13 protein-coding genes are annotated in these 15,491 nt (G+C 68.4%); 5 read left to right on the top strand and 8 right to left on the bottom strand.

Annotated features, from left to right (window positions below; all coding sequences use genetic code 11):
- Positions 1–6: 6 nt before the first annotated feature.
- The 4 genes from L324_RS12895 to L324_RS12880 all read left to right on the top strand — a co-directional run bounded on the left by L324_RS12895 (position 7) and on the right by L324_RS12880 (position 5,214).
- Positions 7–1,212, top strand: a complete 1,206-nt coding sequence (locus L324_RS12895; RefSeq protein ID WP_152546814.1) for a low temperature requirement protein A — start codon at positions 7–9, stop codon at positions 1,210–1,212.
- 246 nt (positions 1,213–1,458) lie between these two features.
- Positions 1,459–2,754: an acyl-CoA dehydrogenase family protein gene (locus L324_RS12890; protein ID WP_037306704.1), complete on the top strand. Its 1,296-nt coding sequence runs from the start codon at positions 1,459–1,461 to the stop codon at positions 2,752–2,754.
- Between the two features lie 18 nt (positions 2,755–2,772).
- A complete protein-coding gene (locus tag L324_RS12885; RefSeq protein WP_037306702.1) occupies positions 2,773–3,981 on the top strand; it encodes an acyl-CoA dehydrogenase family protein in 1,209 nt (402 codons plus the stop codon).
- A 228-nt stretch (positions 3,982–4,209) separates the two neighbouring features.
- Complete coding sequence (locus tag L324_RS12880; protein WP_037306700.1) at positions 4,210–5,214, top strand: MASE1 domain-containing protein; 1,005 nt, start codon at positions 4,210–4,212, stop codon at positions 5,212–5,214.
- A gap of 257 nt (positions 5,215–5,471) precedes the next feature.
- On the opposite strand, the gene L324_RS12875 is transcribed toward L324_RS12880, so the two are convergent.
- The 8 genes from L324_RS12875 to L324_RS12840 all read right to left on the bottom strand — a co-directional run bounded on the left by L324_RS12875 (position 5,472) and on the right by L324_RS12840 (position 14,712).
- Entirely contained in the window at positions 5,472–6,527 is a 1,056-nt protein-coding gene (locus tag L324_RS12875; protein ID WP_037306698.1) for an alpha/beta fold hydrolase, read from the bottom strand.
- A gap of 118 nt (positions 6,528–6,645) precedes the next feature.
- The gene (locus tag L324_RS12870) at positions 6,646–7,509 is read right to left on the bottom strand and encodes an SDR family oxidoreductase (protein WP_037306695.1); all 864 of its coding nucleotides are present in this window, start codon (positions 7,507–7,509) and stop codon (positions 6,646–6,648) included.
- Positions 7,510–7,595: 86 nt separating this feature from the next.
- Positions 7,596–8,102, bottom strand: coding sequence for a GNAT family N-acetyltransferase (locus L324_RS12865; RefSeq protein WP_037306693.1), 507 nt, complete (start codon positions 8,100–8,102; stop codon positions 7,596–7,598).
- Between the two features lie 9 nt (positions 8,103–8,111).
- Positions 8,112–8,879, bottom strand: coding sequence for a type I methionyl aminopeptidase (gene map / locus L324_RS12860; protein ID WP_037306691.1), 768 nt, complete (start codon positions 8,877–8,879; stop codon positions 8,112–8,114).
- A gap of 82 nt (positions 8,880–8,961) precedes the next feature.
- Entirely contained in the window at positions 8,962–10,116 is a 1,155-nt protein-coding gene (locus L324_RS12855) for an acyl-CoA dehydrogenase family protein (protein ID WP_037306689.1), read from the bottom strand.
- On the bottom strand, positions 10,113–12,098 hold the full coding sequence (locus L324_RS12850; protein ID WP_037306686.1) for an ATP-binding protein: 1,986 nt from the start codon (positions 12,096–12,098) through the stop codon (positions 10,113–10,115). The genes L324_RS12855 and L324_RS12850 overlap by 4 nt, the downstream gene beginning before the upstream one ends.
- Before the next feature lie 2 nt (positions 12,099–12,100).
- The gene (locus tag L324_RS12845; RefSeq protein ID WP_037306684.1) at positions 12,101–13,714 is read right to left on the bottom strand and encodes a carboxyl transferase domain-containing protein; all 1,614 of its coding nucleotides are present in this window, start codon (positions 13,712–13,714) and stop codon (positions 12,101–12,103) included.
- 188 nt (positions 13,715–13,902) lie between these two features.
- Complete coding sequence (locus L324_RS12840; protein ID WP_051173872.1) at positions 13,903–14,712, bottom strand: SGNH/GDSL hydrolase family protein; 810 nt, start codon at positions 14,710–14,712, stop codon at positions 13,903–13,905.
- Positions 14,713–14,863: 151 nt separating this feature from the next.
- Here L324_RS12840 and L324_RS12835 point away from each other — a divergent pair, with 151 nt between their 5' ends.
- Positions 14,864–15,454: an SACE_7040 family transcriptional regulator gene (locus tag L324_RS12835; RefSeq protein ID WP_037306681.1), complete on the top strand. Its 591-nt coding sequence runs from the start codon at positions 14,864–14,866 to the stop codon at positions 15,452–15,454.
- The last annotated feature ends 37 nt before the right edge of the window (positions 15,455–15,491 follow it).

Below are 15,491 nucleotides of genomic sequence, written 5' to 3'. Positions count from 1 at the left end.
CACGATGTGCGCGTGCCCACGAAACGCGGCCTGCATCTGGTGACCCGGGAAGAAGACCACAAGGTCACCACGCTGGAACTCTTTTTCGACCTGGTCTTCGTCTACGCCATCACCCAGACCACGCAGCTGATGGCCGATCACCTCAGCCCGCTCGGCATCGGGCAGGGGGTGGCCATGATCGCCGTGCTGTGGTGGTGCTGGTGCGCCTACGCCTGGCTGGCCAACACCCTGCACGTCGACCGCGGCCTCACCCAGCTGGCGATGTTCGCCGCGATGGGGACGATGTTCCTGGTCTCGCTGACCATCCCGGAGGCGTTCACCGACCTGCCCGGCGGCCTGTACGCGCCGCTGATGTTCGTCGGCTGCTACTTCGTCGTGCGGCTGCTGCACCTGATCGCCTACCTCGGGGCCGGGCGGAACGATCCGGAGCTGCGCAAGACCGTGCTGAAGATGTTCGTCGGCCTGCTCCCGAGCGTCGCGCTCCTGACCGTCGCGGCCTTCTTCTCCGGCTGGGTGCAGCTCGGCATCTGGGCCGCCGCCCTGCTCGCGGACTACGTCAACGTCTTCCGGACGCGCTCTTCGGACTGGCGGCTGCACCAGCCCGGCCATTTCGCCGAGCGGTTCGGGCTGATCGTGATCATCGCGCTCGGCGAGTCGATCGTGGCGATCGGCATCGGGATCAGCTCGTATCCGATGTCCTGGCCGATCACGCTCGCCGCCGTCTTCGGGCTCACCCTGGCTTCGGCGATGTGGTGGATGTACTTCGCCGTCGTCGCGCACATTTCCGAGCGCAACCTCAAACGCGCGGAAGGCGTGGAGCGGGTCCAGATCGGGACGGACACCTACACGTTCCTGCACCTCCCGCTCATCGCCGGGATCGTGCTCGTGGCGCTGGGGCTGAAGAAGACGCTGCTGTACGTGTCCGACACGGTGAACCACAGCCTCTCCGACGGCCTGCACGGCACGCCGATCTGGGCGCTCACCGGCGGGCTCGCGCTGTACCTGATCGCGTTGAGCGGGCTGCGGCGCCGCAACCTGGGCGCGTGGAACATCCAGCGGCTGGTGCTCGCGGTGGTCCTGCTGGCCGCGACGCCGTTGCTGGAACTGGTACCCGCGATCGCCCTGATCGGCGTCGTGGCCCTGGCGACGGTGGGGCTGGTGACCTTCGAGCGGACACGGCTGAAGAAGCTGCCTGCGCCTCGTGAGTGGTAATGACGGTTCTAACCGTCATTACCACTCACGAGGCGACCCAGGCCCCGCCGCCGCGCAGATCCGATGACGTCGCGAAAGCCGGCGCGCCGTGAGTAATCCGGGCCCCCACCACCATCGAAATCACTCACCAGCGTGACGTTCGCCTCCCCCGTGGTGGCGCTTCCGCCCGAGGAGAGTTAACCTACTCGTGAGTAGGTAAGCGAGGCAGGGAGACTCACCGTGGGTGCGCCTAGGAAACGAGACGCGATGGGCCTTGGCCTGTCCGCGCTCACCCGGCTGGCCGGGAGCAAGGTCATTGAACGGGCAGGACTGCGGAAGCCCGTGCAGAACCTGGTCAGCGCCGGGACGCGGAACGGCTTCCGGGTCGCCGGGGCGGCGGGAAGGACGTTCAAGTCCGCCCAGCGGCTCGGCAAGCCCGCGCGGCTCGCGCCGGCGGAGGACACGGGGCTGTTCGATCTCACCCCGAGTGAGGATCAGCAGCTCATCGTCGAGACCGTGACGGAGTTCGCGGCCGAGCAGCTGCGGCCCGCCGCGGCCGACGCCGACGCGAAACTCCAGGCGCCCGAAGGCCTGCTGAGCCGCGCCGCCGAACTCGGGATCACGCTCGTCGGCATCCCCGAGGAGCTGGGCGGCGTCGGCACCGAGCGGTCGGTCGTCACGAACGCGCTGGTCGCCGAGGCCCTCGCGCACGGCGACCTCGGCCTCGCGGTCGCCGTGCTCGCGCCGTCCGCGGTCAGCACCGCGCTGGTGTCCTACGGCGACGAGCAGCAGCAGGCGGACTACCTGCCCGCGTTCGTCGGCGAGAACGTCCCGGCCGCGGCGCTGGCGCTGCAGGAACGCACGGCGCTGTTCGACCCGTTCAAGCCCGCCACCAAGGCCCGGCGCACTCCGAAGGGCTACCAGCTCGACGGCGTGAAGTCGCTCGTCCCGAGGGCCGCGGACGCCGAACTGTTCATCGTGTCAGCCGACCTCGAAGGGCGCGGCCCGGCGCTGTTCCTCGTCGAGTCGTCGAACTCCGGTGTCACCATCGAGTCCGAACCGGCGATGGGCCTGCGCGGCGCGGCGACCGGGAAACTGCATCTGGAGAAGGTCGCCCTGCCCGCCGGAGCGCTGCTCGGCGGCGGCAAGGCCGAGGTCTTCACCGAGGTCGTCCGGCTGTCGCGGCTCGGCTGGGCCGCTCTGGCCGCCGGGACCGCCAAGGCCGTCCTCGACTACGTGGTGCCCTATGTCAACGAGCGCAAGGCGTTCGGCGAACCGGTGAGCCACCGCCAGGCCGTCGCGTTCTCGGTGGCCGACATCGCCATCGAACTGGAGGGACTGCGGCTGGTCGCGCTGCGCGCCGCCGCCCGCGCCGAACAGGGCAAGCCGTACGCCCGCGAGGTCGCGCTGGCCCGGAAACTGGCCACCGACAAGGGAATGCAGATCGGCAGCGCCGGGGTGCAGCTGCTCGGCGGGCACGGGTTCGTCAAGGAACATCCGGTCGAACGCTGGTACCGCGACCTCCGTGCCATCGGCGTGATGGAAGGCGCCGTCCTTCTCTAGGACTTGCGAAAGGCAATCATGATCAACCTTGAGGTTCCGAAGAAGGCCGGCACCCTGATCAACCAGGCGTACCAGGCCGCGGCCGAGGTGTTCCGGCCGATCTCGCGCAAATACGACCGCGCGGAACACACCTACCCGGCCGAACTCGACATGTTCGCCGCGTTGCTGGACGGGCTGAACTCCTCCGGTGAGGGCGGCGCGGGCGCGGCGGGCGTCCGCCGGTCCGAGAAGAACGAGAAACCGGGCAACCGCAACGGTTCCAACCTCAACATCGTGCTCGGCACGATCGAGATGTGCTGGGGCGACGTCGGTCTGCTGCTGTCGATGCCGCGCCAGGGCCTCGGCAACGCCGCCATCGGCTCGGTCGCCACGGACGAACAGCTCAAGAAGTTCTCCGGGCTGTGGGCCGCGATGGCGATCACCGAACCGGACTGCGGCTCGGACTCGGCCGCGATCACCGCGACCGCGCGCCTCGACGGCGACGAGTACGTGATCAACGGCGAGAAGATCTTCGTGACCGCCGGTGAACGCGCCGACGCCGTCGTCGTCTGGGCCACCCTCGACAAGTCGAAGGGCCGCGCGGCGATCAAGTCGTTCGTCGTCGAGAAGGGCACGCCCGGCTTCGAGGTGGTGCGCGTCGAGCACAAACTCGGCATCCGCGCCTCCGACACCGCCGTGCTGCGGTTCGAAAACGTCCGCGTGCCCAAGGAGAACCTCCTCGGCACACCGGAGATCGACACCGCCAAGGGTTTCGCCGGGGTCATGCAGACCTTCGACAACACCCGCCCGCTGGTCGCCGCCATGGCGATCGGCGTCGCCCGCGCGGCCTTGGAGGAGACCCGGAAGATCCTCACCGACGCCGGGGTGACCATCGACTACGACAAGCCCGTCCACAGCCAGCACGCCGCGGCCGCCACGTTCCTGCAACTGGAGGCCGACTACGAAGCGGCGTACCTGCTGACCATGGAGTCGGCGTGGATGGCCGACAACCGCAAGCCGAACTCGCTGCAGGCCTCGATGGCCAAGGCGAAGGCCGGCCGCTCGGTCGTCGAGATCACGCTGAAATGCGTCGAACTCGCCGGAACCCTGGGCTACACCGAGGAATCACTGCTGGAGAAGTGGAGCCGGGACGCGAAGATCCTGGACATCTTCGAAGGCACGCAACAGATCCAGCAGCTGATCGTGGCGCGCCGGATCCTGGGCAAGACGAGCGCGGAGCTCAAGTAGCGCGTGAAGTGTCATAAGGGGTCCCCATAGGGCGATTTCGGTCCTATGGGGACCCCTCATGACACACGTGAGGGGTCCCGTGCAGCTGCACACGGCGTCCGCACCGGCACGCTTTTCGTTTATCACCAACAGACTCCGCGACCACGACAACACCATCCGGCGACCCTCGTGACGGGCCCGGCAGGGGTACTCTTCTAGTTTTCCCTGCCCGCCAAGGCCGGAGTCGCGATGAGACTCTCCGCTCGACAGCTCTCGCCCGTCACACACTGGTGCCTCATCGTCCTCAGCGTCACGGCCTGCTACTTCGCCACCGGCCAGATCGGCATCCAGTGGGCGATCGTGCGGGAGCAGATCTCGCCGCTGTGGCCGGCGGCCGGGGTCGCGCTGGCGGTGCCGATCCTGCTCGGGCCGCGGTTCTGGCCGGGGATCACCTTCGGCGCGCTCCTGACGAACATCACCCTCGGGCCTTCGCTGCTCGTGGTCGTGGTGATCTCCGCGGGGAACACCCTCGGTCCGCTCCTGGGCTACCACCTGATGCGACGGCGCGGGTTCCGGCCTCAGCTCGACAGGCTCCCGGACGTCGTGCTGCTGGTCGTCGTCGGCGCGATCGGGGGTACGGCGATCAGCGCCTTGATCGGCACCGGCGCGCTGGTCACCGGGGGCGGGCTCGCGGCCGCCGACTTCTGGCCGACCGCGCTGGTCTGGTGGACCGGCGACGCGATGGGCGTCCTCACCATCACTCCCCTGTTGCTGCTCGCACAGAGATTCCAGCGGCCGAGCCGGATTTCCCTTGCCCGCTGGGCGGAAGCGGCCGCGCTCGGCGTCGGCACGATCGGCGTGTCGATCCTCGCCGGGACCAGCCCGCCCAAGCTGTTCGTCGTGTTCCCGGTGCTGATCTGGGCGGCGCTGCGTTTCCGGCAGGCGGGGGCGCTGCTGTGCTCCCTCTGCGTCTGCGCCTTCACGATCTTCGCCGCTGCACGCGGCCTCGGGCCGTACGGCGGCTACGAACTGGTGACCAGGATGCTGCTGGTCCAGGCGTTCGACGCGGTCGTCGGGCTGACGGCGCTGATGCTGTCCACGATCGTCCTGCAACGTGACCGCGCGACCGCCGAGATCACCGACGCCTGGCGTCAGATCACCGAAATGGTCGACCTGATCGCGCCGCGCCAGTCGTTGCGCAGCGCGATGACGACGCCGCGCGAACCTGACAAGGGCGACGAACTCGCCGGCTGAGTGTTTTTGAGAGGTAAGGCAAACGTGGCGTGATCGACTCGATGCCGTGAAGGTCCCCTTCCCTACCCTCAAGGTAGCGAAGGATGCCTTCACTACTTGGCGACCTACGTGGGACTCCCTCACGAGACGCACGTTCCTGACCGGGGTCGTGAGTGGTAAAGAGCGTTCTAACGCTCCTTGCCACTCACGACCACCTCGCGAAACCGCACAAACGACCCAAGCCGGACACTTGTCTTCAGAAGACCCTCAAATAAGGCTCAGGCGACCTGCTCGTCGAGGAAGCGGTCGAGGTAGCGCCACGTGGTCCCGCGCGCCTTCCGGCCGGTGAGGACACCCAGGTGCCCGCCGGGCGCCGTCTCGAAGGTGACCGACGGCGCGTTGTCCAGCAGCCCGGTGAGCCGCTCGACGGCACCGCGCGGCGCGATGGTGTCGTTCTGCCCGGCGATGACCAGGGTCGGCACCTTGACGCCGGACAGCGCGATGATGCGGCCGTTGAGGTCCACTGTGCCCTCGGCGAGGTCGTTGGCGCGGAAGAACCGGTGGTAGATCTGCCCGAAGGTCCGGCCGGGGTAGGCGATCATGTTGTCCATGAAGTGGTCGACGGCCTCGATCTGCGCCAGATAGTCCCGGTCGTCGAGATTCTTCAGGATCGCCAACGGTTTGGTGATCTCTTTACTGATCCCGGTCGCGCGGAAGACGCGGCTGACCAAATAGGACGGTGCGCCGCCGAGCACGCGGTAGATCGGGGTCAGCAGGTGGCCGCCGGTGAGGTCAACCAGCGGGCGGAACGGCGCGATCAGCGGGATCGCGGTGAAGTCGAACGGCGACGCGATGGTCGCGATCGACTCGATCGGCAGCTCGGGCTGGTCGGCGGCGGTCAGCAGGGAGAAGATCCCGCCGAGGCACCAGGCGATGACGTGCACACCCTGGCCGCCGGAGTCCTCGCTGACCTTCCGGATCGCCCGCGGGAGCACCTCCTCGATCCAGTGCTCGATGCCGAGGCGCCGGTCGGAGAAGGCGACGTTCCCGTAGTCGACCAGGTAGGTGTTGCGGCCGCCGTCGACCAGATGCTCGGCAAGGCTGCACCCGCGGCGCAGGTCGAAGCACAGCGCGGGCGCGGCCAGCGGCGGCACCAGCAGCACCGGCGGGCCGGAGGCCGGGGCCTTGCCGTTCGTCAGCCGGTACACCGACCGGTTGGGGCCCTGGTCGATCAGGACGCGCGGCACCGGGCGGAGATCGGCGACCCCACCGTGCAGCACCTTCCCGACGACGTTCGACGCGGCGGCGGCGAGCCGTGCCGGGGGTGTTGCCATGAGGTGCCTCCTGGAGGGATGAACGCGGTAAGACGCAATCTTGCCGCCTACGGGCGCACGACTCAACACCGTCGCCGTTCCAGGCCGTCCACTTCGGACGGTCGCTAGGCCGTCCGAGTTAAGAACCGGGCTCCTTCTCCGCCGCCGGGGCACTGCGCGCGGCCCGCGATTCGTAGTCCGCGCGAGCACTGGAATGCGTTGCCGAGGCCAGAATCCGGTCGCCACCGAGCGCGCGGACCAGCCCCTCGCCGACCCGCCTCGGCAGCAGCCGTGTGATCCTGCCCATGGCGTCCAGCGATCCGGGAACGAAGACGTCGAATTTGGGACGGCGCAACGCATCGGCAATGGCCTGCGCCACATCTTCCGGCCCGACCGACTTGAAGAACTTCGCCTCGCCGAGTCCGCTGGCCAGTTCCGTGCGCACGACGGCGGGCATCACGCACGAGACCAGGACCCCCGTCCCCCGCAGCTCCAGATGCACCGATTCCGACAAACCGACGACCGCGTGCTTCGTGGCGCAGTAGGTGGCCGCACCGGGGAAACCGGCCTTCCCGGCCATCGACGCGATGTTCACGATGTGGCCGGTGCCACGCGGGCGCATCCGTTTGACCGCTTCCCTGGTGCCATGGATGACCGCGTGCAGATTGATCTCGAGCAGGCGCCGGGTGGCGGCGTCGTCCTCTTCTTCGAGCGGCGCGAGCGGCATGATGCCCGCGTTGTTGATCAGCACGTCGATCGGGCCGACGCGCCGCTCGACCTCGTCGAGGAACTCGGTGAAGCCCTGGGTGTCGGTGACATCGAGCGGCAGCGCCTCCGCGCCCAGTTCGGCCGCGGTCTTCTCGGCGAGGACCTGGTCCAGGTCGCCGATGACCACCTTGGCGCCGAGCCGGGACAGCGCCGTCGCGGTGGCGGCTCCGATGCCCTGCGCCGCTCCGGTGATCACGACGACCTTGCCTGCCAGGGAACGTTCACGCTTGGCCATGCTGGGCTCCTCTGTGACTTCACTGTCCGGGGCACTGTTGGCGATGTGTCAACTATGGTGCACCCGAAGCCGCGACGACGCCAGTCCTAGGGCCGCTGCTCGAACACCTGCCCGATCCAGCCGTTGACGTCGAAGCGTTCCGTCGGCTTGAAGCCCTGACTCTCGTAGTAGCGCTGCAGGTCGCCGTCGCCACCGGCCCAGCAGTCGACCCGCACCAGCCCGATGCCGCGTTCCCGCGCCTCGGCCAGCGCGAACTCGATGAGCCGCGAGCCGACCCGGTGACCGGTGAACCGGCGCGAGGTCAGCAGCAGGCCGATGTAGATCTCCGGCTCGTCGACCGGCGAGACATGCGGGAAACGGTCACCGAGGATGATCGCCCCGGCCACCTGGCCGTCGATCTCGGCGAGGTACAGCCCCGGCCCGTCGGCCATCCCGCGGACCCGCTCGACTCGCTTCGGGATCGTGGACCACGGCTCGCTCCCCCACTGCCCTTCACTGCCGCGCGAGGCCAACCACGCGACGACCTCGTCGAACATGTCCAGCAACGTTCGGAAGTCCCCAGAACCACCCTGACGGATGACGAAATCGCTCATTTCTCCGTTCTACAACATCGTGAGGACACGCGGGCCTTCCGTCGTGATCGCGACCGTGTGCTCGACGTGCGCGGCCCGGCAGCCACTCGCGGTGTGCAGTGTCCAGCCGTCTTCCGCGGTCCGGTACTCGTCGGTGCCGTCCGCGATGTACATCGGCTCGATCGCCAGCACCAGCCCCGGCTTGAGCCGCATGCCGCGGCCCGGCCTGCCCTCGTTCGGCAGATGCGGGTCCTCGTGCATCGCGCGCCCGATGCCGTGTCCGCCATGGTTTTCGAGGAGGCCGTACCCGGCCTCGCGGCCGACGGTCCCGACAGCGTGGGAGATGTCGCCCATCCTGCCGCCCGCCAGCGCGGCGGCGATCCCGGCGGCCAGGCCACGCTCGGTGGTCGCGATGAGTTCGAGGTCGGCGGGGTCGGCGGTGCCGACGACGTAGCTGATCGCCGCGTCACCGTGCCAGCCGTCGATGCAGGCGCCGCAGTCGATGCTCACCAGGTCGCCGTCGTTCAGCCGGTAGTCCGACGGGATGCCGTGGACGACGGCGTCGTTGACGCTCGCGCAGATCACGCCGGGAAACGGCGTCGGCGCGGAGTGCGGCCGGTAGTTCAGGAAGTTCGGCTTCGCGCCGGCGTCCCTGATCACCTGCGCGGCGACCTCGTCCAGCTCCTTCAAGCCGACGCCGATCGCCGACGCCTTCTTCACCGCTTGCAACGCCTGTGCCACGACCCGGCCGGACTCGCGCATGGCGTCCAGCTCACCAGGGGACTTCAACTCGACCATGACGATAACTATACCGGTATAGTTATCGCCATGGTCAAGTGCGACCGGCCACCCCACGCATCCAGAGGACTGAACGCGGGGGTCAGGCGACGCCGAGGTGCCTCGCGATCAGCATCCGCTGCACCTCGGAGGTGCCTTCGCCGATCTCCAGGATCTTCGCGTCCCGATAGAACCGGCTCACCGGGAACTCGTTCATGAAGCCGTACCCGCCGAAGATCTGCGTCGCGTCGCGCGAGTTGTCCATGGCCGCGTTCGACGCGACCAGCTTCGCGATCGACGCCTCCTTCTTGAACGGCTCGCCGCGCAGCATCTTCGACGCCGCCGCGTAGTACGCCAGGCGCGCGGTGTGCGTGCGCACCTCCATGTCGGCGATCTTGAACTGGATCGCCTGGTATTCGCCGATCTTGTGCCCGAACGCCTCGCGTTCCTTGACGTACCGCAGGCATTCGTCGACACAGCCCTGCGCGAGACCGACGCTCAGCGCGGCGATCGCGACCCGGCCTTCGTCCAAAATGGACAGGAACTGGGCGTAGCCCCGGCCCCGCTCGCCGACCAGGTTCTCCGCCGGGACGCGGACGTCGTCGAACGAGAGCTCGTGCGTGTCCGAGCAGTTCCAGCCGACCTTGGAGTACTTCGGCGCCACCGCGAAGCCCGGCGTGCCGGACGGGACGATGATCGCCGAGATCTCCTTGCGCCCGTTCTCCTTCACGTCGGTGACGGCGGTGACCGTGACCAGTTTCGTGATGTCGGTACCGGAGTTGGTGATGAACGATTTGCTGCCGTTGATCACCCAGGTGTCGCCGTCGAGCTTCGCGCGGGTGCGGGTGGCGCCCGCGTCCGAGCCGCCGCCCGGTTCGGTGAGCCCGAACGCGCCGAGAGCGGTCCCCGCGCACAGCTCGGGAAGCCACTTCTCCTTCTGCTCCTCGGTGCCGAACCGGTAGATCGGCATGGCGCCCAGGGAAACCCCGGCCTCGACGGTGATCGCGACCGAGGAGTCGACCCGCGCCAGTTCCTCCAGCGTCAGGCACAGCGCGAAGTAGTCGCCGCCCATGCCGCCGTACTCTTCGGGGAAGGGCAGGCCGAACAGGCCCATCTCGGCCATTTTCGCGACGATCTCGTACGGGAACTCCTCCCGCTCGTACAGGTCGCCGATGACCGGGGCGACCTCGGAGCGCGCGAACTCCTCGACCGTCTTGCGCAGCGCCTCGTACTCGTCATCCAGCCGAAAGTCGATCATTGGTCATCCTTTTGGGGTGTCACAACGGCTACCGTCTCGTCCAGCGCGACCTGTTGGCCCGCCCGGACGGGGAGTTCGCTGACCACGCCGTCGATCGGCGCGGTGATCGTGTGCTCCATCTTCATCGCCTCGACGACCACGAGCGGCGTCCCCGCGCTCACGACGTCACCGGCGGCGACCTTGACCACGAGCACGGTGCCGGGCATCGGGCTGGTGACCGGTCCGGCGCCGCCCGCGGCCCCGGCGGCCGAGCGCAGCCTTTCCCGCTCACCGATCGCGAAGCTGTGCCCGTCCCGCGCGAGCCAGACGGTCTTCCCGCGTCCGGCGGCGTGCCGGTAGCGGTGGAAGCCGGTGGGATGCCGGACTTCGAGCAGATCGCCGTCGCGTCGCGCGGAAACCCGCGCCGGGGCACGGCCGTCGACACTGACGAGCGCGTCCGCCGGGGTGCCCTGCACCCGGACGACGACTTCGGAGCCGCCGGACTTCAGCGCGAAGTCGATCCCGCCGGACGCGCCGAGCCGCCAGCCGTCGGGAACGTCCCAGGGATCGACGACCGATCCATGCGGCTGCAGGGAAAGCAACCTGTCGAGCGCGGCGGCCACGAAGAACTCCGGCGGCACCTCTTCGGAGACCAAAGTGGACAGTCGCCGGTCGACGAGCCCGGTGTCGAGCTTGCCGTCCCGGACATCGGCGTCCGCGAGCAGTCCGCGCAGGAACGCGACATTCGTGCCGAGGCCGAGCAACGCGGTGTCGGCGAGCGCCAGATCGAGCCGGTGCAACGCGGCCGCGCGGTCCGGTCCCCAGGCGATGACCTTGGCCAGCATCGGGTCGTAGTTCGAACCGATGACCGCGCCCTCGCTCATCCACGAGTCGACGCGCACGCCTTCGCCGGACGGTTCGTGGACCGCGAGGACGGTTCCGCCGGTCGGGATGAAGCCACGGGCGGGATCCTCGGCGTACACCCGGGCTTCGACGGCGTGGCCGTCGAGCCGGACGTCGTCCTGCGACACCGTGAGCACGTCGCCCGCCGCGATCTTGACCTGCCACTCGACGAGGTCGAGCCCGGTCACCAACTCGGTCACCGGATGCTCGACCTGCAGGCGCGTGTTCATCTCCATGAAGAAGAACTCGTCGGGCGCGGTGGCCGAGACGATGAATTCGACCGTGCCCGCGCCGACGTAGCCGACCGACCGCGCCGCTTCGACGGCGGACGCGCCCATCTTCGCGCGCGTGTCTTCGTCGAGGAGCACCGACGGCGCCTCTTCGATGATCTTCTGGTGCCGCCGCTGCAGGCTGCACTCGCGTTCACCGAGGTGGATCACGTTGCCGTGGGTGTCGGCGAGTACCTGGATCTCGATATGCCTCGGCGTGGTGACGAACCGCTCCATCAGCAGGGTGTCGTCGCCGAAGGAACCCTTGGCCTCACGGCGGGCGGACTCCACCGCGTCGTCCAGTTCGGACAGCGCGGTCACCAGCCGCATCCCCTTGCCGCCGCCACCGGCGGACGGCTTGAGCAGCAGCGGGAACCCGACCTTCTCCGCGGCAGCCGCGAATCCGCCTTCGGGAATGTCCACATCGGACGCACCGGGCACGACCGGGACACCGGCCTTGGACACCGTCGCCTTGGCGCGGATCTTGTCGCCCATGGCGTCGATCGCCTCGACCGGCGGCCCGATGAAGACCAGCCCGGCTTCCGCGCAGGCGCGGGCGAATTCCGCGTTCTCCGCGAGGAAACCGTAACCTGGGTGGACCGCCTGCGCGCCCGTGTCGAGCGCCGCCTGGACGATCGCCGGGATCGACAGATAGCTTTTCGCCGCTTCGGCCGGGCCGATGCGGACCGCCGTATGCGCCTCGCGGACGTGCTTGGCGTCGGCGTCCGCGTCGCTGTACACCGCGACCGAGCGGATGCCGAGCCCCCGCAGTGAACGGATCACGCGGACGGCGATCTCCCCGCGGTTGGCGACCAGAACCGTGTCGAACATGCTCACATCCTGAAGACGCCGTAGTTGACATCGGACAAAGGCGCGTTGGCCGCCGCGGAGAGCGCGAGACCGAGCACCTTGCGGGTGTCCGCCGGGTCGATCACGCCGTCGTCCCACAGCCGCGCCGTCGAGTAGTACGGGCTGCCCTGCGCCTCGTACTGCTCGCGGATCGGATCCTTGAAAGCCTCTTCGTCCTCTGTGGACCATTCGCCGCCGCGGGCCTCGATGGCGTCGCGGCGGACCGTCGAGAGGACCGACGCCGCCTGCTCGCCACCCATCACCGAGATGCGCGCGTTCGGCCACATCCACAGGAACCGGGGCGAGTACGCGCGGCCGCACATCGAATAGTTGCCCGCGCCGAACGAACCGCCGATGACGACGGTCAGCTTCGGCACCCGGGCGCAGGCCACCGCGGTGACCATCTTCGCGCCGTGCTTCGCGATGCCGCCCGCCTCGTAGGCGCGGCCGACCATGAAACCGGTGATGTTCTGCAGGAACAGCAACGGGATCGAGCGCTTGTCGCACAGTTCGATGAAATGCGCGCCCTTCATCGCGGACTCGGCGAACAGCACACCGTTGTTCGCGATGATGCCGACGGGATGGCCGTGGATCCGGGCGAACCCGGTGACCAGCGTCGAGCCGTACTCCTTCTTGAACTCGCCGAACCGGCTGCCGTCGACGATGCGGGCGATGACCTCGCGGACGTCGTAGGGCACGCGCGGGTCGGTCGGGACCACGCCGTACAGCTCGTTCGGGTCGGCGGCAGGCTCCTCGGTCGGGAGGACGTCCCACGGGCGGGGCGTACGCGGTCCCAAAGTTGACACGATCGAGCGAACAATGCGGAGCGCGTCGGCGTCGTCGTCGGCCAGGTGGTCGGTGACGCCGGACTGACGCGAGTGCACGTCACCGCCGCCGAGTTCCTCGGCCGTGACGACCTCGCCGGTCGCGGCCTTCACGAGCGGCGGGCCGCCCAGGAAGATCGTGCCCTGATTGCGCACGATGACCGCTTCGTCGCTCATCGCCGGGACATACGCGCCGCCCGCGGTGCAGGAGCCGAGCACGGCGGCGATCTGCGGGATGCCGCGTGCGGACATGGTCGCCTGGTTGTAGAAGATCCGGCCGAAGTGTTCACGATCCGGGAAGACCTCGTCCTGCCTCGGCAGGAACGCGCCGCCGGAGTCCACCAGGTAGACGCACGGCAGGTTGTTGTGCAGCGCAACCTCTTGGGCGCGCAGGTGCTTCTTGACCGTCATCGGGTAGTACGTGCCGCCCTTGACCGTGGCGTCGTTCGCGACGATCACGCATTCGCGGCCCGAGACCCGCCCGATTCCGGTGATGATCCCGGCCGCGGGCGCTTCGTCGTCATACAGTCCGGTGGCGGCCAGCGGGGACAGCTCCAGGAACGGCGAACCCGGGTCGAGGAGGGTGTCGACCCGGTCGCGCGGCAGGAGTTTCCCCCGCTCGACGTGGCGGGCGCGGGACTTCTCCGTGCCCCCGAGCCGGGCCGCGGCGAGCCGCTTGCGCAGGTCCTCGACCAGCTCGGCGTGGGAGGTGACGCTGCGGGCGTACTCGTCGCTGCCCGGGTCGGCGGAAGTGCTCAGTACGGGTGTGTCCATGGCTCCTCGTCGCCAAGTTAGCCGTCGTTAACTTGCCCGCGTAGGTTAACGCCCACTAACCCACTCTGTCCACCGGTCCGTCCACCGGGCGGGGACTGAAGGACGCTTTACCCTCATGACATGCGACGAAGGGGCCCTTCACCGCGTGACATGCGGTGAAGGGCCCCTTCAGCCCTCGCTACGGAAAATCAGCCGATCGCGGAGACCAGCGTGTTGTAGTAGCCGCCGCGCTGGCCGGCGACGGTCGGGTGGTACGAGTTGACGATCGGCCAGGTGAGGCTGTGCAGGTAGTCGTCGGCCGACGAGCAGATGTTGTGCCCGGTGAAGGCACCGCGCACGTCGACGAACTTCGCGCCGTTCGCGGACGCACGGGCCGAGAGCACCGACGCCAGCGCGTCGGAACCCGAGTTGATCGCCGTGCGCTTCGTGTCGCTCAGCCCGACCGAGCACGAACCCGGCACCGTGTAGAAGCGCGGGTACCCGAGGACGACCAGCTTCGCGCTGGGCGCCTTCGACCTGATCTTGCTGTAGACGTTGTCCAGCAGCCCGGGAAGCGTGTTGTTCACGTAGGTCTTCGCGGTGTTGACCCGGTTGACGCAGGTCTGGTCACTGCTGGTGGTGCAGGTGGTCATGACGTCGGCGAAACCGGCGTCGTTGCCGCCGACCGAGACCGTCACCAGCGTGGCGCTGGAGGTGACGTTCGCGATCTGGTTGAGGACGTCGCCGGTGCGAGCCCCCGAGCACGCGACGAACTTGAAGGTGGTCCCGGCGTGGGCGTTGGCCCACAGCTGGGGATAGGCGTTGGCGCTGCGCATGCAGTCACCCGAGCTCCCGTAGCTGCCGGCACCGACGCCGGACGAGTACGAGTCGCCGAGCGCGACGTAGTTGGTGGCGGCTTGCGCGGTACCGGCAAGACCGAAGGTGGCAAGGACGGCGACCCCCAGGGCCGCGATTGAACGAGTGAAGGAAAGAGCTTTGATCCGAGCAGGGACGGCCATGGTCACTCCTTCGTGACAAGTTAACGAGACACAGCATTACCAGGTGGTAGCTCCACGCAAAAGGGTCATTTCCCCAGGTAACCCGCTTGGCCCAGGCTGGAAGTACGGCCGCGTGTTAGCGCTCGCTAACACGCGGCCTTAATATGGCCAGATGCCGGCGAACCCCACCCCACTCGTGAACGGCGAGAAGGCGAACAGGCGCGAACAGATCATGGCCGCCGCCGCCGAGCTCTTCGCCCACCACGGTTTCCACGGCGTCGGCATCGACGACATCGGCGCGGCCGTCGGCATCTCCGGGCCGGCGCTGTACCGGCATTTCCGCAGCAAGGACGCGATTCTCGGGGAGATGCTGAACTCGATCAGCCGCTATCTCCTCGACGGCGGGACGGCGAGGGCGAGCCAGCGGGACGAGCCGGGCGAGGTTCTCGAAGCACTGGTGCATTTTCATGTGGACTTCGCGCTCGCGCATCCCGCGTTGATCACCGTCCAGGAGCGCAACCTCGCCAACCTCACCGACGCCGACCGCAAGCAGGTCCGCGCCATGCAACGGCAGTACGTCGAGGTGTGGGTGCGCGCGATCAGCGACGCCGTCCCCGGCATCGGCGAGCGGCAGGCACGGTCGGCGGCGCACGCGGTCTTCGGGTTGATCAACTCGACGCCGTACAACCGCCATCTCGGTGACAGCGAACTCGCCGAAATGCTCTGCCGTCTCGCGCTCGGTGCGCTGCGCTCGGCCAAGTGACCCCGTCCGGGTTTCGGCCTGTCGCCACTTTTCCGTT

Source organism: Amycolatopsis orientalis DSM 40040 = KCTC 9412, assembly GCF_000478275.1.
Lineage (GTDB): Bacteria > Actinomycetota > Actinomycetes > Mycobacteriales > Pseudonocardiaceae > Amycolatopsis > Amycolatopsis orientalis.
Note: the sequence above shows the minus strand (reverse complement) of the source record. Positions and strands in the feature narration are given on the sequence as shown.